This is a genomic window from Spirosoma endbachense (assembly GCF_010233585.1).
GTDB classification, from domain to species: domain Bacteria; phylum Bacteroidota; class Bacteroidia; order Cytophagales; family Spirosomataceae; genus Spirosoma; species Spirosoma endbachense.
On record NZ_CP045997.1, the window covers coordinates 2172160 to 2195455 of the forward strand.

15 protein-coding genes are annotated in these 23296 nt (G+C 49.8%); 6 read left to right on the plus strand and 9 right to left on the minus strand.

Annotation, left to right across the window (positions count from 1 at the left end; all coding sequences use genetic code 11):
- Positions 1–11: 11 nt before the first annotated feature.
- The 7 genes from GJR95_RS08465 to GJR95_RS08495 form a co-directional block, all read right to left on the minus strand.
- The gene (locus GJR95_RS08465; RefSeq protein ID WP_162385464.1) at positions 12–1238 is read right to left on the minus strand and encodes a glycosyltransferase; all 1227 of its coding nucleotides are present in this window, start codon (positions 1236–1238) and stop codon (positions 12–14) included.
- The gene (locus tag GJR95_RS08470; protein WP_162385465.1) at positions 1225–2721 is read right to left on the minus strand and encodes an O-antigen ligase family protein; all 1497 of its coding nucleotides are present in this window, start codon (positions 2719–2721) and stop codon (positions 1225–1227) included. The genes GJR95_RS08465 and GJR95_RS08470 overlap by 14 nt, the downstream gene beginning before the upstream one ends.
- A gap of 21 nt (positions 2722–2742) precedes the next feature.
- Complete coding sequence (locus tag GJR95_RS08475; RefSeq protein ID WP_162385466.1) at positions 2743–3933, minus strand: glycosyltransferase family 2 protein; 1191 nt, start codon at positions 3931–3933, stop codon at positions 2743–2745.
- A gap of 24 nt (positions 3934–3957) precedes the next feature.
- Complete coding sequence (locus GJR95_RS08480; RefSeq protein WP_162385467.1) at positions 3958–4908, minus strand: glycosyltransferase family 2 protein; 951 nt, start codon at positions 4906–4908, stop codon at positions 3958–3960.
- Positions 4887–6056: a sugar transferase gene (locus tag GJR95_RS08485; protein ID WP_162385468.1), complete on the minus strand. Its 1170-nt coding sequence runs from the start codon at positions 6054–6056 to the stop codon at positions 4887–4889. Before GJR95_RS08485 ends, GJR95_RS08480 begins: the two co-directional genes overlap by 22 nt.
- 41 nt (positions 6057–6097) lie before the next feature.
- Positions 6098–6499, minus strand: a complete 402-nt coding sequence (locus tag GJR95_RS08490) for a response regulator (RefSeq protein ID WP_162385469.1) — start codon at positions 6497–6499, stop codon at positions 6098–6100.
- Positions 6500–6948: 449 nt separating this feature from the next.
- The gene (locus tag GJR95_RS08495; protein ID WP_162385470.1) at positions 6949–7746 is read right to left on the minus strand and encodes a rhamnogalacturonan acetylesterase; all 798 of its coding nucleotides are present in this window, start codon (positions 7744–7746) and stop codon (positions 6949–6951) included.
- 360 nt (positions 7747–8106) lie between these two features.
- Here GJR95_RS08495 and GJR95_RS08500 point away from each other — a divergent pair, with 360 nt between their 5' ends.
- The 6 genes from GJR95_RS08500 to GJR95_RS08525 all read left to right on the plus strand — a co-directional run bounded on the left by GJR95_RS08500 (position 8107) and on the right by GJR95_RS08525 (position 18292).
- Positions 8107–10401 (plus strand): efflux RND transporter permease subunit, encoded by a 2295-nt coding sequence (locus GJR95_RS08500; RefSeq protein WP_162385471.1) that lies wholly within the window; start codon positions 8107–8109, stop codon positions 10399–10401.
- Between the two features lie 72 nt (positions 10402–10473).
- Positions 10474–11172, plus strand: coding sequence for a response regulator transcription factor (locus GJR95_RS08505; RefSeq protein WP_162385472.1), 699 nt, complete (start codon positions 10474–10476; stop codon positions 11170–11172).
- Between the two features lie 47 nt (positions 11173–11219).
- Positions 11220–12587 carry a sensor histidine kinase gene (locus GJR95_RS08510; protein WP_162385473.1) on the plus strand — a complete coding sequence of 456 codons (1368 nt, stop codon included), beginning with the start codon at positions 11220–11222 and terminating at the stop codon, positions 12585–12587.
- Positions 12588–12691: 104 nt separating this feature from the next.
- A complete protein-coding gene (locus GJR95_RS08515) occupies positions 12692–13978 on the plus strand; it encodes a TolC family protein (protein ID WP_162385474.1) in 1287 nt (428 codons plus the stop codon).
- A 1-nt stretch (position 13979) separates the two neighbouring features.
- Positions 13980–15068: an efflux RND transporter periplasmic adaptor subunit gene (locus GJR95_RS08520; protein WP_162385475.1), complete on the plus strand. Its 1089-nt coding sequence runs from the start codon at positions 13980–13982 to the stop codon at positions 15066–15068.
- Between the two features lie 71 nt (positions 15069–15139).
- The gene (locus GJR95_RS08525; protein WP_162385476.1) at positions 15140–18292 is read left to right on the plus strand and encodes an efflux RND transporter permease subunit; all 3153 of its coding nucleotides are present in this window, start codon (positions 15140–15142) and stop codon (positions 18290–18292) included.
- Between the two features lie 93 nt (positions 18293–18385).
- Here the strand turns inward: GJR95_RS08525 and GJR95_RS08530 are convergent, their stop codons facing one another.
- Both GJR95_RS08530 and GJR95_RS08535 read right to left on the minus strand, forming a co-directional pair.
- Complete coding sequence (locus GJR95_RS08530; protein ID WP_162385477.1) at positions 18386–20008, minus strand: RagB/SusD family nutrient uptake outer membrane protein; 1623 nt, start codon at positions 20006–20008, stop codon at positions 18386–18388.
- A 36-nt stretch (positions 20009–20044) separates the two neighbouring features.
- Positions 20045–23173, minus strand: a complete 3129-nt coding sequence (locus tag GJR95_RS08535) for a SusC/RagA family TonB-linked outer membrane protein (RefSeq protein WP_162385478.1) — start codon at positions 23171–23173, stop codon at positions 20045–20047.
- Positions 23174–23296 lie beyond the last annotated feature (123 nt).

Here is a 23296-nt window from a genome sequence, read left to right on the forward strand (position 1 = left end):
ATCCAGACTGTCTACTGCCTGCTGCCAACAGTCGGCTGCCCACTGAAAACGGCCTTCGGAACCTGCTGAATAACAGCTTCAAATTCATAGGCACGTCGCTCCCAGGAGTTCGCCTGAGCCGTGTCGACCCGTTGCTGTACTCGTTCGGGGTCTGTGTCGGCGAGTGCCCACCGAATGGCCTCCGCAAAGGCCTGGGGCGTATCAGCTAATTCGATAATACCGGTAAAATCGTCCAGTATCGAAAAGGGCGTGGATACTACCGACAGTCCGGCCGCCAGGTACTCGTTAATTTTCAGTGGATAAATCGTATACGTATGCTTGTTACAGACAAACGGTATGACACCTACCCGCCACTTGGCCAGTAACGGCGGCAGTTCGGCAGGCTGATGCGGTGGAATAAACCTGACATTCGGGAAAGCGCGCAATCGTTCGGGTAATTGGGGTTCGTGGACTTCCCCAATAAACTGAAACTCGACATCAGGCATAGTTCGGGCACAATACTCCATAATGTCAATGTTGACCCGGTTATCTGCCGATCCCAGATACCCTACAACCGGCTTTTCGGGAGGGTTTTGCTGAGCCAGCAGCCGGGTCTGATTGAAAAGCTCAAAATTGGCCCCGTTCTTGACACAGAATGTATTGGGCTGTTGCGCTGATTTATCCTGGCGCAAGGTTTCGGAGGTAGCAATGACCGCATCGACTCGCCGGAGATACGCTTCTTCATACCGATACCCGTGCCGACTCATCCAGTCACCGGCGGTTGTAATCTCATCGAAACAGTAATAGATTGTTGCACACTCATTCAGTTTGCCCAACAGCGGTAAACCAATAACCGGATTAAAGGCATTGATAACCAGCGGCCGATGCATATTTAGCCGACGCATCACATCACGCACCCCACTAGCCAGCCGATCGGTATTCCAGTGAAGCATCTGATCGTGTGGGCGAGCCGCCAGCCAGTTGAGTGGAAGCATGACGGGAGGTGCCCAGACATACAGTTCTCCGCCGTGCTCGGTCGGTATTTTGGCCAGCGGGTTATTCAAATGCATAATTTTCCGAACCGGAATATCCTGTCGGCCAGTCATTCCCTGCGCCAGATCCTTAACCGTATACAGATAATCGACAAACAATACCCGATGGCGAGCCGAAAGCTCTGTCATGAGTTGCACGACTGCCTTCTGAAAATCGCCTTTCCAGGATGTTTGCGCAATGCAGATGATACTATCAAATTGCTTCATAATGGAGGGGTGCGGGTAAAGGTTGATCTATGTCTGAATCTGAGGTTTCCGGTTTCCTGTCCCACCGGTAACTGGTGGCAATCAGAATGGTACTGATAAAGACGACACTATTGGTTGGAAACTGGCCCAGCACCGGATTGGAGTAGCCCATTACGGCGATGCCGAAAAATTCGGCCAGAAAACCGTACATCACTTTAATCATCCACGGATCTTTGAGCCGCCACACCTGATATACCCCAAGGCCAGCCAGCCCAGTCAGCATCAGGATATAGAGTGTTACCCCAACCCGCCCGGTCTCGATCCAGAGTTCGACGTACCAGCTGTCCGGGGGAATTTGCGCGGCCCAGTGCCAGGGCGAAAACCGGGCACCCATATCGGTGGAAGTACCAATACCAGCTCCAAATGGCAGATCCTGCAGGTATGTACGCAGCTTTGCCTGATTTTGCAGTCGCAGTATAAACGAAGGATCGTTCATCGGTGTCAGTGCTGAGCGCATTCGCTGAACCTGATAGTTGGAACTGCCGACACTGGTATACATCAAGAGCAAAAACAGGGGTACGGCAAAGGCAAAGCCAATGAGTAACTTCATAAAATCCCGTTTCAAAAGCAGATAAAACGGAAATCCGGCGAGTAGTACAAACAGTGCGCTACGTGTTCCCGAAACGGCATAGCCCCAGAAGAAAATCAGCGTTAACAGGGCGTAAGCTGCTTTATAGTGCACTTTTTTCTCTTCAAAAACGCGAATGAGTGCCACCAGCGTAGCTCCGGCCATTTCGGCCCCGAATTGAGCGGCATCGGAGTAAAATGAAAAAGCGCGAAGCTGACCGAAAAGCAGGTGCGTTTTAGCATTATTCCCGGAATACAACCACGCCAGTTCATCGGGCGACAGGCCAATGTATTGCTGTTTGAAGGACCAGAGCGCAGCCAGAAACGACCAGATCAACCAGGAATTTACAAAAATACGGACATCTTTCCGGGTGATGGGGGCTACCAGAACCATACAGGCCACCAGAAACCAGTGTAGCGAAAAAGCCCGCACGTGAAAAAACCAGGCTGGACGATACGGGGCTTCCGGGTTAAACAATTCAATGACGGTATACAGAAACCAGATGGCTACAAAGAAAAAAGCCGGACTTCGTAACCGACTCCACTCCATACGCTGTCCATTCAGAAACAGGCTTAGCAAGGTCAGTGCCAGTACCCCATCTACCAGCAGGCCAGCCGGAACGGAAACATGCACGAAACGCGCAAAACCAACAATAAAACAAAGCTGAAGGTATAGAAACAAGCCAAAACGAGGTTCCAGAAACACCAGGATCAGCAGCCCCAATAATAGGGGAGCCAGAATAGCCAGCACAGCCCCTGCCCCACCAAGCTTACTGATCAGATAACCAGCCCCAACCGTGTAAAGCCCCCCAGCGAGGCTATACAACCAAAATTGGTTCGATGATCGATTGCTCAGTGAAAAAATGGATTGTGCCATGCTCTATACTCTCAAAAGCGATTAAATAAGCGCGTCCACTGCGTTGGCCCGACGAACTTTCTCCCACGTTCCTGATTGGTTACCACGCAAATAGCGGGCCAGACCGGCCAGTGCACATACATTCATAAAGGTGAAGTAGAACGGCACAAAAACGATTTTCCAACGCAGTTGACGTTTTTCAAGGATATACCCCAGCCAGGCAGCCCCATAGAACAGAACTTGTGCCGCCAGCAACACGCCCCAGCCCGATGCCCAGCCATCACGAATGACCAATCCGATGTTGAGCAATAAAATCAGTGGCAGGCATATGGGGGTAACGGCCCAGCGCATCACCCGGTGCGAAACGTATTCGAATGTGAGCAGTCCATGACGGAACGGGTTCAGCAGGTTTTTCAACCAGACCATCGACTGGAAGCCACCGGCCGCAATTCTGATTTTCCGCTTTTGCTCATCGATGATGGAAAACGAAGGCCGTTCGAGCGCATAAGCCTCTGGCTCATAGGCGACCCGATAGCCCCGTTCAGCAATCAGAAGCGAAATCATAAAATCATCCAGAATCGTATCCGGCGAAACCGGTTCATACAACTCGGTACGAACAGCAAACAACTCACCCGCAGCCCCAACGATCGTATGCAGCTCGGCATCCCATTTTTTCAGTTGAGACTCATACTTCCAGTAAAGCCCCTCCCCCGAACCTGCCGCCGATTCGCTGTCGGCGGTCTGAATCCGCTTTTCTCCGGCAACGGCTCCAACTTTAGGATCATGGAAGTGGCGCACTATATTTTTGACGGCATCAAGATTTAGCTGCGTATTGGCATCCGTGAAAATGACGATCGGCGTTTGAATCTGCTGCATCGCCCGATTCATTGCCGCCACTTTACCGCGCCGTTCGCTACCGCCCAGAATCTCGACGGCATTGCCATACGTAGTGCGCAGGTAGGCATCTGAATTGTCCGTTGACCCTTCGGTCACAAATAGAAAACGAATGTGTTCACGGGGGTATATCTGGCCTAGCGAGTTCGCTACCTTGGCGGGCAGGCAGTCGAGTTCGTTATAGGCGGGCACGATGAGCGTAACATCTGGTGTAAAATCCGGCGAATCAGCCACGGGCTGACGTTTAGGCCGCAACTTAATGAGCACCCAAACCACTACGCCATAACCCAGATAGGTGTAGAGTACAAGTCCGATACAAATCAGTAGCAGTAGTTCCATTTGGTTGTCGTTCGTAAGGGCTGCTCAGGCCGTCACCGCTATGGGTGGCGATGCTGACCTGGCTTGCTTGTTTGTGTGTTTCAGGTTCCAGATAATGGCGTCTTTAATGGCCTTGAGGTAAGCCGGTTGCCAGCGAATCAGGTATTGGATGAGCGCCTTCGGAATGGCCAGGCCGAAGTAATACAGGCAAAAAATCAGTAAGGGAAATCCCGTCACATTACGACGCATGAACCACAACCGGTTTCGTGTGTGGTAGTACACTTTCATCGGATTCATTTTTCCCACGCTCATCGATTCGCGGTGATAAATCAGGGCTTCAGCCTGGTAATAAATCTGAAAGCCCGCCCGCCGAATCCGTGCCGACCAGTCAAGTTCTTCGTAGTAAAGAAAATAACTATCATCCAGTGAACCAGCCCGTTTCAGTACGAGCTGACTAACCATCATAGCAGCACCATGCGCGAAATAAGTTGGGCCCGATTGATCATGCTGGCCCTTATCGGGTTCCATTAGGCCAATTGCCCAGGTGCGGCCCGTGTAGGAATTCAGCGGATGATACCCAGCATACTGGATAACGTTCGGCTGATCGAAATAGCGAATCTTGGGACAGGTAACGCCAATGGTTGAATCCCGGCGAAACGGCTCCAGCAAGGTCTCCAACAGATTAGGCGTAACGATGGTATCGTTATTCAGGAAAAAGTAAAAGTCGCCTTTCGCATGCTGGAGTCCCAGGTTATTGCCGCCCGAAAAGCCCAGATTATCCGGACTAACGATTACCGTCACATTCGGAAAATTGCCCTGCCGAATTCGCTCAGCCGGGTTTTCCAGAGAACCATTGTCGACGACGATAATTTCAAAATTCGGATATGTCAGCTGTCGGGTAGACTCCAGCATGTCACAGGTCACCACCGCCTGATTGTAGTTGATGGTAATCAGCGAAATAAGGGGGGACGAATCTATACGTTCTCCTTCTGCCATACTGCCTTGAGCGTTTTCAGAAGAATAAGCATATCGGTCCGGAATGAATAGCGCTTGGCATAAAGTACATCGAGCTGAATCCGCTCCAGATCCGATACCTTTGATTTGCCACGCTTCGTAACCTGCCAGAGCCCCGTTAAGCCAGCCGGAGCCGCAAAACGGCGGGCGTAGCCAATGGTGGTGAGTTTTTCGGCCTCGTAGAGTGGCAGGGGCCGATTGCCGACAAAAGACATGTCGCCCCGCAAAATATTGAATAACTGTGGGAGTTCGTCGATACTGGTGTTTCGAAGTACCTTACCCAGACGGGTTACGCGTGGATCTTCTTTAAACTTCGAGAACATTGCTTTTGCCTTCTGTTCGCGCTGATACAGTGTTTCGCAGATTTGTTTCTGATCCATAAACAGAGGCCGCTGGCACTCCGTACCGGCCAACTGGCACTCTTCACACCGCTCGTCGGCTGGCTTTTCGGCGGCTGGTGCATTGTACATGTTCTGTGATGCCATTCCGGCCAGAAGTTGATCGGCACCGGTCTTCATCGTTCGAAATTTGTACATATCAAAAATCCTGAATCCTGTTCCGACCCGTTTAGAGCTATAGAAAACCGGACCCTTGGAGTCAAGTTTAACCAGTATGGCTACCACCAGTAAAATAGGTGATATCAGCGTCAGGATAAACAGTGAAACACCAATGTCGAAGAGTCGCTTTCCAAGTGGAATACGAATCGACGACGACTTTGGATTGACGTAACCACTTTGTCCGTATGCTTTCTTCTGGATCAGGTACGACAGTCGAATACGCAGTGCATCCTCCGAATAATCATGCGGAAATGCATCGATGACATGCCCATGAAAAGGGTCTACAGTCAGATCAATATTCGTTCGATCCGTTAATAGTACCACTGGCAGCTGACTGGTTGTATGCCTGGCAACCAATCCATTCAGAAAACTGATGCTATCCAGATCATCATTGTATAGCACAAGATCGACAGGTTCGCGCCCGTCTACGTGTGCCAACGCCGTCCGCCCATCGGGTACGCTAATGACGTCAATTTGGGATTGGAATGCCTGCTGAAACGACTGAACCAGTCGGTCATCTTTTTCCACATAAAGCACCCGGAACGGCTTGACGTTTTCTTTTACTTCCTGCATATTCGTCGGAAATTAAGGTTCGTCGTTATGTAAGGGTGAATTCAAGACAGGTCACCGGTTTGTGTTTCAAGCCGACGCAACAAGCTCCTGATCTTGGTTTTAACCTCTATTGGATTGAATGGCTTGACGATATAATCGTCGGCGCCCAGTTTCAGAAATTTAATCCGTGTATCGCTATCGGAAAATGTCGACAGAATAATAATAGGTAGTTTCTGAAAAAGCGGACTAGCCCGTAACGTACGGATCAGGTCTTTGCCATCCATGTGCGGCATCTGAATGTCAGACAAAATAATATCAACGGGATTCCCCTCCTCCAGCCAGCTCACGGCCTCGATCCCGTTTTCTTTTGTGGTTACTTCAAATTCATCTTTTAGCGTTTGTCGCAATACTTTGCGAATAAACGGATCATCTTCTGCAACCAGAACGTGGTAAAGTGATTTCATTTTATAGTACGGCTAAGCTACTAGGATCAACCCTTCAGCAAGGTATATACTCTTATATTTCTATCGGTAAAGATAATTAAATGTTAACCGTTTCTAATATATAAAAAAATAAATATCTAACTTATCATATAACCAGTTTTTCTTTTTATGCGCACAAAACATCGAATAACAAAGTTAAATATTCATTTAATCTAATATTTCAACAATCCATACATATACGTAAGTTACTGATTTTTTTTATCGATAACTTAATTCAACTTTTTTTAGCAAAAATTCATCTAGAAGGCGAGGCAACTAATTCACGGCAAATAGATAAAGAGTATTTTTACCTATATACTCCTCCAAGAGTAAATTCACAGATAGCCTTTCTTTGTAAATACAATAGGTCTATTGTTTACCATAAATCACTTTAATGGCATTCAATAGACCTATGATTATACTATTCTCACTTATTTGCGGTATCTACTCACTATATATTTAGTCAGTGAACAGTCATTAAGTTGCTGCAATCCGTCAATTACAGAGGCCGCATTGACCTTAGCTCCAGCTTCGTTTGTGTGCGTATGATCTTTCATGAAGTAGGTGCTCTGTAAGGTCGTTGAGTCGCCAACAGCGTCGTATTTTTTCGCGACAAGCCCGTTCAGATCAATAAAACAGGCCCCCTCTGCTTTTGCAATATCGGCAGCCCATTTTCCATAATCGTCGGCAGATCGCACTACTTTGCCATTTTTCCAGACATTACGCGGCACTAACGACAGCACGATTGGCGTTGCCCCTTTCGCTTTGGCTTCCCGCACATAGTTCCGCATATACCAGCCGTAGCTGTGTACGATCTCGTGTTTTTTCGTCAGTAAATTATCGATTTCCTGGGTTTCGTCGCCCGTTCCTCTAATTGTCCCACGGGCACGACTCGTATCATTGATTGCTCCGGCGTCGTTATGACCGAACTGCATCATCACAAAATCGCCGGGCTTCAGGTTAGCCATGATTTTAGTCCAGCGTCCTTCTGTCAGGAAGGTACGACTACTGCGGCCGCCAATGGCATGATTTTCAATATGTAGACGAGTTGTATCAAAAAAATCGTTTATATAGTGACCCCATCCCCACATACCTCCATCACCTTTGTCGCCACCGTTTTTAACGGTTGAATCGCCGATGAGGTAAAGCGTTGGGCGCTGAGGTGGTACAGCCGCTGACCAGCATAAAGCAGCCAGTACAATCAGAATAGAGAATCGTTTCCTGTGCATGAATAAGGCTTAAGAAAAGTAACCGAAAGTTCCTGTCTGGGGCGCATGATTCTCTCCTGCACCCTCCTGTATTATTGGGAGAATTAGTAGAGTTCTGTAACACCGAAGCGGGTAATCATTTGTAATGTTTGATGAATCACTGAATCTTTGCACTATCGAACATAAAACCTGAGTTATCATATCGAGAGAGTTTGTCAAAATACTCCTAAAAGGTATTTGTTCGTCAATCAGGCCGTATTTTCTACGTTATCGGGTATCATTCCAACAATGTTGCCCGGCTTTTCGAATCAGGTACAGGCTGAGATTAACAGAAAAGGCTCCATAGTCTGGCCTGTTACCATTCTATAACATTACTCGCTTATGTGGATTTCAATTGCCCGCGGGATTTTAAAACTGCGGTTATTCTGGCTCAGCGTTCTCATTCTCGTAACGATCGCAATGGGTTATCTGGGCACCCACCTGCAACTTTCCTATCAGATTGCCCGCGTGCTGCCTTTATCAGATAGTACCCAGCAGCATTATGAAGATTTCAAACGACGCTTCGGAATCGATGGGTCTGTGATGGTAGTCGGCTGGCAGGATAAACGCTGGTTTGATTTACCCGTCTATCAGGCCTGGTACGACATGACAGAGCAGGTTCGAAAACTGTCGGGTGTAAAAGACGCCCTGTCGACAACCCGTCTCTACACCATTGCCAAAAAAGATACGACCTGGGGCATCAATCAGGTTGTCCTGCAACGGCCACAGTCGCAACAGGAGGTCGACAGCCTGGAGAAAAAAATCCTTTCCCTGCCCTTCTACGATGGCTTACTCGTTAATCCTGAGGCAAAATCGACCTTGATGGCGGTATCGCTCGACGAAAAAAAACTCAATACCAAAGATCGGCTTTCCATCGTTGCCACGATTCGCAAATACGGTGATGCATTCGCCAAAAAGACCGGAGTTACTGTACATTATTCAGGGTTGCCATCCATCCGAACCGAAGTTACCAAACGGGTAGCGGGGGAGATGAAACTATTTATGGCCCTGGCTGCCGCCGTAACCGGCCTGCTGGTCTGGCTGCTGTTTCGCTCCTGGAAAGTGGTGGTTATCTCGCTCACAGTGGTACTGATGGGCGTCTGTTTTGCGCTGGGCACACTGTCTCTTTTCGGCTATGACATTACGCTGTTAACAGGTCTCATTCCTCCGCTTCTCATCGTCATTGGCGTTCCCAACTGTGTTTTCCTGATCAACAAGTACCACGCCGAACTGGCCGAACATGGCCAGAAACAAGTCGCCCTGGAAAATTCCATTCGTGAAATTGGGCTGGCTTCTTTCCTGGCAAACGTAACAACCGCCATAGGGTTTGGCGTCTTCTACTTCACCAACAGCCGGTTACTGGTCGAATTCGGGTTAGTAGCCGCCATTTGTGTATTAGCGGTTTACGTGATTTGCCTGTTAATGGTGCCGATTATCCTAAGCTATTTGCCCGTCCCTAAAATCCCCCAACAGGAGTCGTCGCAGATTACGGTCTGGCAAGGCATTTTAACGCGTATCGACGGCTGGGTTCATCACAAGCGTCCTTTGGTCTACGGTCTGATTGCGGCTATTACCCTCATCAGCGCCCTGGGGCTCCCCCTGATTCGGGTGGAGGGATTCGTAGTCGATGATCTACCGCAAAACGATCCGGTATACAACGACATGCGTTTTTTTGAAGCGCAGTTTAAAGGCGCATTGCCTTTTGAGGTAATGATCGATACCCGTAAGCCGAATGGAATTATGGCCGGAACTGGTGAGGCTCTCTATAAAATCAGGGCTATGGAACGAATCATTGGGCAGTACCCTGAGTTTTCCAAGCCTCGTTCGCTGGTCGATGCCATTCGCTTTGCGTATCAGTCTTACCGCGGAGGAGCGCCAAAATACTATGTACTGCCCCCCGCTATGGCCCTGCGCGACATGGTAGCGGAGGCTCCTATCGGTACCACTTCGTCGTCGCTGACCCGCGCCTATCTGGACAGCACAAAGCAGGTTGCCAGGGTGAGTTATCAGATGGCCGACATCGGTTCCATCCGACTGAAGGAAGTATTGGGCAAATTACAGCCACGTCTTGATTCGCTCTTCCGCGACACGAGTTATCAGGTAAGCCTGACCGGCCATAGCCTGGTATTTCTGAAAAGTAATGATTACCTGCTGGGGAATCTGTACGAAAGTCTGGGCATTGCCATTCTGCTGATTGCCCTGGTCGGTATGGTCCTCTTCCGATCAGTTCCTATCATTCTGCTGTCGAAACTTCCCTGCCTGATTCCGCTATTGGTAACGGCAGGCATCATGGGTTATGCCGACATTGCCTTCAAACCATCGACCATCCTGATCTTCAGCATTGCGTTTGGACTTTCGTCCGATGGAACGGTTTATTTCCTGACCAGCTACCGGCAGCAACTACAGCGAGGATTAGCCCCGGTTGCGGCTATTTCGGCAGCTATTCACGAAACGGGCGTTAGTCTGATTTATACGGCCCTGATCCTGGCTGGTGGCTTTTCGGTCTTTGCGGCCTCTGGATTTGGTGGTACAGCGGCTCTTGGCGTTCTGGTAGCAACCACCGTACTAATGGCCTGCCTGACGAATCTGATTCTATTACCCGCCCTGTTATTGAGCCTGAAACGGTATCGAGTGTAACCGGTTGATCATGGATAATAAATTCCGGGATTTTTATCCATGATTCAGCGTCTTTAGTCCACAATCATACTTATGTCAGCCAAAAAAATACTGATCGTTGAAGATGACCGACGTATTGCCCAGAATATAAGCCGGGGACTTCAGGATGAAGGCTACACGACCGAGGTTGTTTATGAAGGGCTCAATGGGCGACAGGCAGCTCTGCAACCGGGCGTCGATCTACTGATTTTAGACCTGAACTTACCGGGTCTAAACGGGTTTGAGGTATGCCGTTCGGTTCGGGCCGAGCGACCGACGCTACCCATCATTATCCTCTCGGCCCTTGGCGAAATCGAAGATAAAGTGGAGGGTCTGGCCCTTGGCGCCGATGATTACCTCGTAAAGCCATTCGATTTCCGGGAGCTCATTGCCCGCGTGGCCACCTGTTTTCGTCGGTTAGCAGTCAGCAGTAGTATCGAGAATGAAGAAATCTGGCAGGTAGCCAATCTGACCGTAAATACTACAACCAAAGAGGTTCGTCGGGGCGACACGATCATTGATCTGACAGCCCGTGAGTTTGCGTTGCTGGAATTCATGATTCGTAACCGGGGGCGGGTATTGCCCAAAGCCGACATTGCAGAAACGGTCTGGAGTCTTAATTTTGATCCGGGTACAAACGTAGTGGAAGTGTACATCAACTACCTACGCCGGAAAATCGACCGGGATTTCGAACCTAAACTCATCCATACCCGACCCGGCATGGGCTATGTTTTAAAGGAAGAACGAGAGTAAACAGATTATCTCCTGTCCTCTTTCTGCCACGTACTCCTGTTGCACTTATGACGATCCGCAACCGAATCGCCCTCCAGTTTTCGTTGATTGTCGCGTCCATTCTGATCGCGTTTTCGGTGCTGATTTATTTTGTATCGGACACCTACCGCCGGGAAGAATTCTACGAGCGTCTGAAAAATAAAGGTCGAACAACGGTTCGGTTTCTTGTCGAAGTGAATGAAGTCGACCAGAAGTTGCTCAAAATCATTGACCGCAATACGCTAACGGCCCTGTTCAATGAAAAAGTACTGGTTTTCGACGCCCGCAACCGATTGATTTATAGCAGCGTAGATGATCAGGTCATTCATTACAACGCTCGCTTACTGGACGATGTGCGGCAGCAGAAAGAAATTGAAACATACAGTAATGATAACGAACTGATTGGCTTACTGTATCAACAGAATGGCCGCGATCTGGTGGTGCTGGCATCGGCTTATGATCAGTTCGGGCGAAGTAAGATGGAGAATCTTCGACTCACACTGGGCTGGGGACTTCTGGGTGGCCTGAGTATTACGATTGGCCTGGGCATTTTCTTCGCCGGTCAATCGCTGCGGCCCATCAGCCGGATCAATGAACAGGTATCGGCCATCACGGCCCGGAATCTCCGGCAACGGCTCGACGAAGGTAACCGACAGGATGAAATTGCCCGACTGGCAATCAACTTCAACGATGTACTACAACGATTAGAACAAGCCTTTGAGCAACAGCGAAACTTTGTGTCGCACGCGTCCCACGAGCTTCGAACACCACTGGCTGCCTTAAAATCGGAAATTCAGCTTGGCCTGCGCCGTCCGCTCACGGTGCCGGAGCACGAAGAAGTCCTGGTTAACCTCCTGTCGGATACAGACCGGCTCATTAGCCTCACCAATAGCCTGTTGTTTCTGGCCCGTACGCTGGAGTCGATTCAGGGCGTTCCGTTCCAGCCCGTACGCACCGACGATGTCGTTTTTCTGGCTAAAGACGAACTACTGAGCGCCAAACCAACCTACCGGATCGAGATCGATTACGAGAATATTCCGCAGGGAGAAACGGAAACACTGGTGAATGGCAACGAAGGATTGCTCAAGCAGGTTATGCTGAATCTGTTCGACAATGCCTGCAAATACTCTGCTGATCATACAGCTCAGGTACGTATCAGTACCGACACCCAGGTTTGCCGAATTGCGGTACATGATCATGGAATAGGCATATCCGACGAAGATCGTCAGCATATTTTCGAATCATTTTACCGCGCTCCCAATGCCATGATCTACGATGGTTTTGGCATTGGTTTGTCGATCTGCGCCCGCATTGTTGACCTGCACCAGGGCACACTTTCAGTCGAAAGTCAACCGAATATCGGCAGTACATTTACCGTTTCGCTGCCGCATGTTTGAGTCTCTAATTAATTTCTAATGTATTTCTAACCCTCCCCTAAGTTGGCTCTAAGTTCCCTGTAATTGGGCGGACTGACCTTTGCAAGCGTATTTAATCCAGTCAAATGCGGTTGCTGCTTTCATTCTTCAGTTTCTTTCTTTTTGCCCAATTTGTCCAGGGTCGTCCCCTGGTGTCGCAACTCACTGCGCCAGAGGATTCATTATTTTTAACGCTCCGGCAAGCGGACAGTTTGTTTCTAAAAAACAACCTGCAACTACTGGCCGAGCGATTCCGGATCGATGCCAGTCAGGCACAGGTCATTCAGGCGGGTCTCTACGACAACCCAACCGTAACCGTTGAGCTTAGCACCTATAATAACGAGACCAAACGCCTGCTGGATGTTGGTCGTCAGGGGCAGAAAACGGTCGCCATTGAGCAGTTGCTCTACACGGCTGGCAAACGCAACAAGCGTATTGGACTAGCCACAGAAGCGGCCCGTCTGACGGGTCTGGAGATGCTTGATCTGTTGCGGGGGCTTCGTTTCGATTTGCGAACCCGGTTTTATTCGATCTATTTTCAACGGCAAACACTGGCCCGGTTCGATCAGCAGCTGGCCACTCTTCAAACAACTGTAACAGCCTACGAGAAGCAGTACGAACGAAGTAATGTATCGCTCCGTGAGCTGCTCCGGCTTAAGGCCTTGTTGTTTCAGCTCAGTAATGACCGAACCAGTATTGTGTTTCAACTAGCCGACGACGAGCGGGCCCTTCGGACGCTGCTGTCGGTTGATGTTTCAATTAATCCAGTGGTGGCCGAAGAAAGCCTGACCCGATATCGTTTGCCGGTCCAACCGGATGATTCGCTCCGCCAGATGGCCCTGCGCAACCGCCCTGACCTGTTAGCGACGGCTTCACTGACGCGCCAGGCCGAATTAAACTACAATTTACAGCGAGCACTGGCAGTACCCGATGTGCGAATCGGGGGGGCTTACGATCAGGCCGGAAGCTACATTAACAACTACGTCGGCCTGTCGCTTTCGACCGACATTCCATTTTTCAATCGCAATCAGGGCGCCATTCGGGCGGCTCGTAGCCAGATCGGTTACCAGAGCCAACTCCAGCGACAACGCGCCATTCAGGTCAGCAATGAAGTAGCCACGTCGCTCCTGAAAGTTCGGGAAGTTGAACGACGGGTGCAGGGGCTCGAACGGCAGTTTAGTGACCAGTTCGATCAGTTGAACCGGGGCGTCATTGCCAACTTCCAGAAGGGCAACATCTCTTTGCTCGAATTTGTCGACATGATCGAAGCCTATAACGACAGTGTTCAGCAGCTTAACCGCCTGAAGGCCGACCGCGTTGGTGCCTACGAAGAACTGAATTACCTCATTGGCGAAGACTTATTTAAGGAATAAAATGAAACGCAATCGACTCTCAATACCATTGTTCACGCTGAGCATATTGCTGCTTATAGCGTGTGAACCCAAACCAGTGCATGAAGAAGAAAAAGCATTCCGACTGTCGGACACGATGATGAGCCGAATCAGGCTGGATAGTGTTGTGACACAACCCGTGCGCAATGAATTAACCCTGGTCGGAAAGGTTGTTGCCGACGAAAACCGGGTTATCAAAGTCTTTCCGCTGGTTGGCGGCAATGTCGAAGAGGTGAAGGTAGAGTTGGGCGACTATGTTCATAAAGGGCAGACGCTGGCTTCTATCCGGTCGGGCGAGGTCGCGGATCTGGAACGACAAACGATTCAGGCGCGGTCAGATCTGCTCCTGGCCGAGAAAAACCTACGGGTCGCTCAGGATCTGTTCGAAACGAAACTCACCTCCCAGCGCGAGGTCGTGTCGGCCCAGAAAGAACTGGAACAGGCACAGGCCGAAGTGAATCGCATCACCGAAGTTTCCCGGATTTACGGCATTGGCAAATCGTCTATCTACACGGTAAAAGCACCCATCGACGGCTACGTCATTGAAAAGAACGTCAACCGCGATATGCAGCTCCGCTCCGATAATGCCGATAACCTCTTTACCATCGGGCAAATCAGCGAAGTATGGGTGCTGGCCAACGTCAACGAAAGCGACATTGGTAAAGTACGGCAGGGCATGGAAGCCTCCATTCAAACGCTCAGTTATCCGGATGAGGAATTTCGGGGGCAAGTCGATAAAATCTATACCGTTCTCGACCCGAACACGAAAGCCATGACGGTGCGTATCCGACTGAACAACAAAGCAATGAAGCTGAAGCCCGAAATGCACGCTACCGTCACGTTGCGGTATGCAGCAGGTGGGCAATTGGCAACCGTACCGGCCAGCTCCATCATTTTCGACCGCTCAAAACGCTACGTCCTGGTCTATCGGGGACGCGCCGACATCGAAACCCGTGAGGTCAATGTCCTCAAATCGCTGGGTAGCATTGCCTACATCAGTCAGGGTGTAAAACCGGGCGAAAAAGTCATTTCCAAAGATCAGTTATTGGTCTACAACGCGCTAAATAACTGAGCAGAAGGCCAGGGGTAGAAGAAAAAACTCCCGCAGTTTTCCCTATCCTCTGGCCCTCTGCCCCACTCTCTATGAATAAACTCATCAATAATATAGTCGGTTTTTCGCTCAAAAACCGCTTTTTTATTTTCTTCATGACGGCGGCACTAGTCATTGCCGGTGTGTTCAGTTACCTAAAAACCCCGCTCGAAGCTTTTCCCGACGTAACCAATACGCAGATTATCGTCGTGACAGAATGGAATGGCCGCTCGGCCGAAGAGGTCGAACGATTCGTGACGGTACCGATTGAGGTCGCCATGAACTCCGTCCAGCGTAAATCCAATGTACGCTCGACCACTATGTTCGGTCTATCGGTACTGAAAGTGATTTTCGATGATGATGTCGACGATTTTTTTGCCCGTCAGCAGGTCAACAACCTACTTCGCAACGTATCGCTCCCCGATGGTGTCGAACCCGAAATTCAGCCGCCTTACGGACCAACAGGAGAAATTTTCCGGTATACCCTCGAAAGTAAGGATCGTGATAGCCGTGAGTTGCTGACACTCCAGAACTGGGTCATCGACCGACAGCTCCGCAGTGTACCGGGCGTAGCCGATGTGGTGGCCTTTGGTGGTCGCGACAAGATGTATGAGCTACGGGTTAACCCCACCCAACTGACGAAATACGACATTACACCACTTGAAGTCTACCAGGCCGTTACGCGCAGCAACATCAACGTTGGGGGCGACGTGATTGAGCGTAACGGCCAGGCTTATGTCGTGCGGGGCGTCGGCCTGCTGACGTCCATTCAGGATATTGAGAATATCATTATCGAAGAGATGGGCGGCAATCCTGTGCTGGTCAAAAACGTGGCCGACGTCACCGAATCGAATTTGCCCCGCGTTGGTCAGGTGGGACTGGATGCCAGCGACGACGTGGTGGAAGGCATCGTGGTTATGCGAAAAGGTGAGAATCCCAGTGATGTACTCGGTCGGGTAAAAGCCAAAATCGAGGATCTGAATACCCGCATTTTACCATCCGATGTGAAGATGGTCACCTTCTACGACCGCGACAACCTGATTGAATTCTGCACGCATACGGTATTGCATAATCTCACCGAAGGAATAGTACTGGTAACGGTTATCGTGTTTTTATTCATGGCCGACTGGCGAACTACGCTGATCGTCTCCATCATTATTCCGCTGGCTTTGCTGTTTGCTTTTATCTGTCTTCGATTGCGGGGGATGTCGGCCAACCTGCTGTCGATGGGCGCGATCGATTTCGGTATCATCATCGACGGAGCGGTCGTGATGGTCGAGGGGGTGTTTGTGTCGCTGGATCACCTGGCTCACCGAGTTGGCATGGCTCGCTACAACCGAATGGCGAAGCTCGGTCTGATCCGCAAAACGGGTGGCGAATTAGGAAAGGCGGTTTTCTTTTCCAAGCTCATCATTATCACGGCGCTGCTACCTATTTTCTCCTTCCAGAAAGTAGAAGGCAAAATGTTTTCACCCCTCGCCTGGACACTTGGCTTCGCCTTGCTGGGAGCTTTGTTGTTTACATTGACGCTGGTGCCGGTACTCTGTTCCATCCTGCTGAAGAAAAACGTACGGGAGAAGAACAATCCTATTGTCAACTTCTTCGAACGAATCGTGATGGGCGCGTTTGGCTGGTGTTATCGTCACCGCCGGATGAGCCTTATTGGGTCGATCTGCTTTATGGTAGCCACATTTTTCTCGTCAACGATGCTTGGCACCGAGTTCCTGCCTCAGTTAAACGAGGGGGCGCTTTGGGTCACTGCCGAATTGCCCATGAGCATGTCGCTTCCTGAAAGTGTAGCCATGGCCAAAACCATCCGGCAAGATCTCAAGTCATTTCCCGAAGTGAAGCAGGTGCTCTCACAGGTGGGTCGATCCAACGACGGGACAGACCCAAACGGCTTCTATTTCTGCCAGTTCCAGGTCGATTTACGGCCCAAAGATGAATGGACCGAACGGCTTGCCGGACATAGGCTTACCACCGAGCAACTCACCGATGAAATGGATTCGAAACTACGCCGTTACGCCGGGGTGCTCTACAACTACTCACAGCCCATCATCGATAACGTAGCCGAAGCAGTGGCTGGTTATAAGGCCAGCAACGGTATTAAGATTTTCGGGCCAGATGTGTATGAGCTGGAGAAATACGCCAATCAGGCGATGGATGCCGTCAAAGACGTTGAGGGCATCAAAGATCTGGGTATTATCCGCAACGTCGGTCAGCCTGAAATGAGTATTCAGTTCCATGATCACAAGATGGCGCTCTATGGGGTATCGACAGCTGATGCTCAGGCAGTGATCGAGATGGCAATCGGTGGAAAAACAGCATCAATTCTGTACGAGGGCGAACGAAAATTCGACATCCGGGTGCGGTTTCAGCCCGAATACCGCCAGAGCGACGATGATATTATGCGGCTGATGGTGCCAACAATGAGCGGAGGTAAAATACCGCTGAAAGAAATTGCCACCATCCGGCAGGTAACCGGCCCCGCCTTTATTTACCGGGACCTCAACCAGCGATTTATTGGTGTGAAATTTTCGGTACGGGGCCGCGATCTGGGGAGCACCATCGCCGAAGCGCAACAACGCATCCGCGAAAAACTCCAGCCCGAAAAAGGCTATTCGGTTGAGTGGGTAGGCGAATTCGAGAATCAGGTACGGGCCACCGATCAGTTAACGAAAGTCGTACCGATCAGTATTGCAGCCATTTTCGTGATTCTGTTCATTACGTTTGGCAATGCTAAAGATGCAGGACTGGTCTTACTCAACGTTCCTTTTGCCCTGATTGGCGGTATACTGGCCTTGCATGTTACCAGCATGAATTTCGGTATTTCGGCCGGTGTAGGCTTCATTGCCTTATTCGGCATCTGCGTACAGAACGGTGTCATTCTGATTTCGGTCTTCAACAAAAATCGGCAGCTACGAATGCCACTCGACCGGGCCATTCGTGAGGGTGTTCAGTCGCGTATCCGGCCCGTAGTCATGACCGCACTAATGGCTGCCATTGGTCTGTTTCCAGCCGCCATTTCTACTGGCATCGGCTCCGAAACCCAGAAACCACTGGCCATCGTCGTTATTGGTGGACTACTTACAGCAACGGTGTTGACACTCCTGGTTTTCCCAATCATATACCGATTGTTCTACCGAAATAAAATGGCCGTATCCGCAGATAGAGGGAATAATGTGGAACTGGCAGAAGCCGTGTGATGAACGAATTAAACCCGTTCCTGCCCAGGAACGGGTTTAAAGAGGGAGGTTGATAGCAGTGCACCCCGCCTTCTGTTGAGGGCGGGGTTTGCCTTACCAGCCCTTATTCTGCTTTAACGCCGGATTTAGCGCAATCTCATTAATCGGCAATGGCCAGAGATAATCCTTGTTCGGATCGAACTTGCGAAAGCTGGCCTCCTGTACGAGTATGTAGTTATCGGACGTTAACTTTACCGACGTCACCGTACCGAACTCAGCCTTAAAGAAGTAGTTACCCAAAACAGGTTTTGGCAATTCGGTTTCGGCAGTCTTCCAGCGCAGCAGATCCCAATACCGGAAACCTTCCTGCGCTAATTCGACCCGCCGTTCCCGACGTATCTCATCCCGTATATTCAGGCCGTTGGCCGTGGCGAAAGTATTGGTCAGTTTTGCTACCCCACCTCGCTGACGCAACCGGTTAACCGTCAAGTCGAGATCAGCATCACTGATAGAGCCATTCAATTCATATAATGCTTCAGCATAAGTTACCAGTACTTCAGCATATCGAAGTATTGGCCGGTCAATCGTTGAGGCCTGCGTATTCCAGTCATCAACATTTGCCGTTTTACGGAACATGAATCCCGTTTTGTTGAATACCAGAGGAGCAATATCGAAGATTGGCTTTGTGGTCATCATTGGATCACCCTTCTTCATAAATGTATCGCTCATGCGTGTATCGCGATCCACAAACACATCCGTTGATACCACAGGAGCCTTATAGAGGGGCGACTTGGCAATTGGCAGTCCATCTTTCATCAGGTATGAATCAGCTAAACTTTTAGTCGGATTCATATTGCCGTTCTCCAGAGAGCCCCGATAATAACTGTGCGTTACAACCCGCTCGGTAAGTGATACGCCATACTGTTTAACGATGACGTTTTCGCGATTTTGTCGCCCCTCGCCAGGCATCTGAAACAGGTCGAAGTAAGCGCCCGTAAACAGATCATGCTGTTTGCTGTCAATCACGGCTTTAGCGGCATCAGCAGCTGCTTTGAGGTGCTTGGCTGGCTCACCGTAATTATGGTATTTCGAACGGGTTCCTTCAAACAACGCCACTCGGGCTTTGAAGGCCAGCGCTGCGGTGTTGCTGATACGTCCAAAATCGGCCGTACCTAACACAGTATGAGTAGGTAATTTCTGTGCAGCAAAATCCAGATCCTGATAAATCTGCTCAAAAATGGCCGCTCTTGGGCTGGCTGGAGCCGATAATTCTGGCGCGGCTTCATCGAGCGTTTTCAAGATCAGCGGTACGTCACCGAAGCGCTGAACCAGATTATAATACCCCCAGGCACGAAAAAACCGGGCTTCGGCCGTATATCGATCAATGATTGCCTTATCGGTACTGGCAGAAGCCCGTGGTGCTTTCTCGACAATATTGTTAGCCGCCCGAATTAAGTTATAGTTGGTATTATAGTTTCCATCAGTTGCCGGGGCGAGCCTTGACCCATCGCTAATGTTATTGGAAGCCAGACCAATTGCATCATCCGACCAAACGTCCTCGGTCGACCAGGCCGGTAAAAAGGTGTAGAGGTAATTAGCGGCAGATTTCAGATCGCCTTCCGATCGCCAGTAGGTCTGGTCGCTGATGGATGTTTCGGGTAGTCGCTCTACCTCACAGGCGGGTAAACCCGCAAGCATTGTAAAGGTAATGCCGATGTATTTGATGATCGTTTTCATTGAGATTCTTTGGTTCGTTCTACGAATGACAACCGATTAAAATGAGATATTCAGGCCTAATGAAGCCGTAGCGAAAAACGGATAATCGTTTTCCACGTTATCGCGTGTTTCAGGGTCATAGTAGCCCTGGAAGGCTTTCAGGCCAGATATCGTAAACAGATCCTGACCCGAGAAGAAAAACCGTGCCTGAGCAATGCGGACCTTCTCCGTTAAGGTACTTGGCAGTGTATAACCAAATTGCAGGTTCTTCATGCGAACGTAGCTAGCGTTGAGCGTCCATTTATCCGATGCCAGGTAGTTGTGCGTAGCGCCAACATACGGACGGGGATAAAGCGCATTCGGATTTTCGGGGGTCCAGTAATCGCTGTGTATGGCCAGCGCCTGCTTCCACGTAACCAGCAATGGCGCGATAGACTCTGTTACTGGACGGTAGTTTCGTTTGCCGACGCCTTGCATGAAAATCGTCAGATCGAATCCTTTCCACTGAGCACTCAGCGTAAACCCATATTGATACCGAGGGGTAGTTGTACCCAGTAAGGTCAGATCTCCGTAATCGGCGGCAGAACCTTTCCCAACGGTAATGCGTCCATCGCCATTCTGGTCAATGTATTTTACATCTCCTGCTCCGGAACGGTTGTCCTGGAACGCCCAGTTCTTCACTTCATCGGCCGTTTGGAAGTAACCGGCTGTCTGATAACCCCAAATGGTATTGATAGGATAGCCTTCAATCAGGTTGTTGGTACCGGCACCAATAACCGTACGGCCCGAATAGCTTAATAATTTATTCTGGTTATCAGATAAGTTAGCCGCTACCGAGTAGGTAAAATCTTTCCCGATCTGGCCGCGATAACGAATCTCTGTTTCCCAACCCCATGATTTCAGTTCACCATTGTTCTGCCTTGGCGTACCGATGCCAATTGTACCTGGCAACTGCATGGGAGTCAGCATATTGCGATTATATTTCACGTAATAATCGCCCGTAAACTGAAGCTTATTCTGGAAAAATCCGAGGTCGATACCAATGTCGCTGGTTTCGATGGTTTCCCAGGACAAGGCCGCCGACGGAATCGACCCCTGGAAGATATACGACGTCCGCGAATCGCCCAGTACTAAGCCAGAACCGCGGCTTAGTTGACTCAGGTAATCGTAGTATCCAATGTTATCGCCCAACGCTCCTCCCAGACGACCCCATGAACCACGGAGCTTGAACTCGGTAAACAGCGGAAGTGCCCGTGCAAACCATTCTTCACGCTGCATATTCCAGCCAGCCGATACCGACGGGAATATTTTTGTACGCAATCCGGTTGCCAGCTTCGAGCTTTCATCCTGCCGAATGGTAGCCTCGAACAGGTATTTACCATCGTAGTTATAGTTGATCCGACCGAACAGGGATTGAAATGCTCTCGCTCTTACGTATTCACTATTGCTCTTGGTTCTATCATCACCGAGGTTAAGCGTCGGCAGATCATTGCTTACCAGATTGCTCGATGTTGTGGAAACGCCCTCCTCCCGATAATCCTCCCACTGATAACCGCCCAATGCCGTGAAGTTATGCTTATCGCCCAACTTCAGCTCATAGGTTGCCAGGAATTGTAAGTTGGTATTACGAACCAGCTCATTCGTAACCTGGTAAGAGTTCGGGTTATTGGCATAACTCAGAATTCGGGATCTTCCCCAAAGTGGTACAGTTCGGTTGAAGATTTCCTGATTAGCAGGGCGATACTGCACGCCAGCAATGCCCCGCAGTGTCAGGCCTTTTACGAAGTTAGCCGCCTGAAGGGTGGCAACACCATCGAACTGCCGCTTGTTCTGGTCATTATAACCACCCGATTCGAGTAATCCATAAGCGGTAGCCGCTGACCCTGCCCCATTATAGCGCCCTTCCGGGGTAAAGAAGGGCGTTCGCGTTCGCAGGCGATAAACCTGATAAAGTAGCCCTTGCCCATCTACCCCAACCGACGACTGTTGAATGCGTTCCAGCGTATAGGAAAGCCGCGTGTCGAGTGAGATATTCTTGGTTAACTGCGCACCTAAATTGAGCCGTAAATTATACCTTTTCGCATTATCAGGTCCAACTTTGAATACCCCCTGTTTCTCGTAATAACCCGCCGATAGCAGGAAATTGACCTTATCAGAACCACCCCGTGCCGTGAAATTATGGGTTTTCATGGCTGTATATTTACGCAACAATTGATCCGTCAATGACTGCTGGTTATAGTACAGATACGTACCCGTGTCGGCCGGATTGACTACATAGGGTATGCCATCGCGAATGCGTTGCAGTTCTTCGTCCGTATACTCCGGGGCACTTCCTGAATTTTTGCGAGCCAGGTTCGAGAATAGGGCTTCATCCATCAAACTCATTCGTCCGGGAACGTTGATTGCCCAATCCGTACCATATTGAGCCAGGTAATCGAACGTTACTTTACCGGCCTTACCTTTTTTCGTAGTGATCAATACGACGCCACCGGCTGCCTGCGCGCCATAAATAGCGGCCGCGGCTGCATCTTTCAAGACACTGATACTCTCGATGTCGTTTGGATTGAGGGTTGTCATCGTTGCGATAGGAACGCTTACCCCATCGAGCATAACCAGCGGATCAACGTTACCATTGGCCGATGTCACACCCCGTATCTGAAGTCGAATACCCTGGCTACCCGGCTGACCGCTTTGGCGTGTGATGGTTAACCCTGGCGTAACTCCCTGTAATGCATTGGCTAACGTTGCCGTAGGTCGGTACTGGAGCGCTTTCGAATCAACCGTCGAAACGGCACCAGTCAGGTTTACTTTTTTCTGGGTACCATAACCCACAACAACGACTTCATCCAATGCCTTGTCGTCGCTCTGCAACTGAACATCAACAGAGGTACGATTGCCAACGGTAATTTCCTGCCGCAGGTATCCCACAAAACTGACAATCAGGACTGATTTTTCGTTAGGTACGGTTAGTTTAAACTGCCCACTGCCATCGCTTGTGGTTCCGCGTGTTGTTCCTTTCAGAACGATGCTGACACCAGGCAGGGGATCACCTTTTTCGTCGGTGATTTTACCCGAAACGGGTATGTCGGCAGTTCCCGCAAAAGCATTGAATCCGACTACGAGTTGAAACAAAAATAGCCATGCTATACTTGTCCTAAATTTCAAGTAGAATAATCGTTTTTTCATAGGACTCATAAAAGTTAAATGGTAAAAATTCTGGAAAAGAAATTAGTGTGAAGACTGGTTATCCCCCTGTTTTGCGGATTGAATCTGAGTTCTGGTCCATTGAGCCATTACTGTGCAATCGGA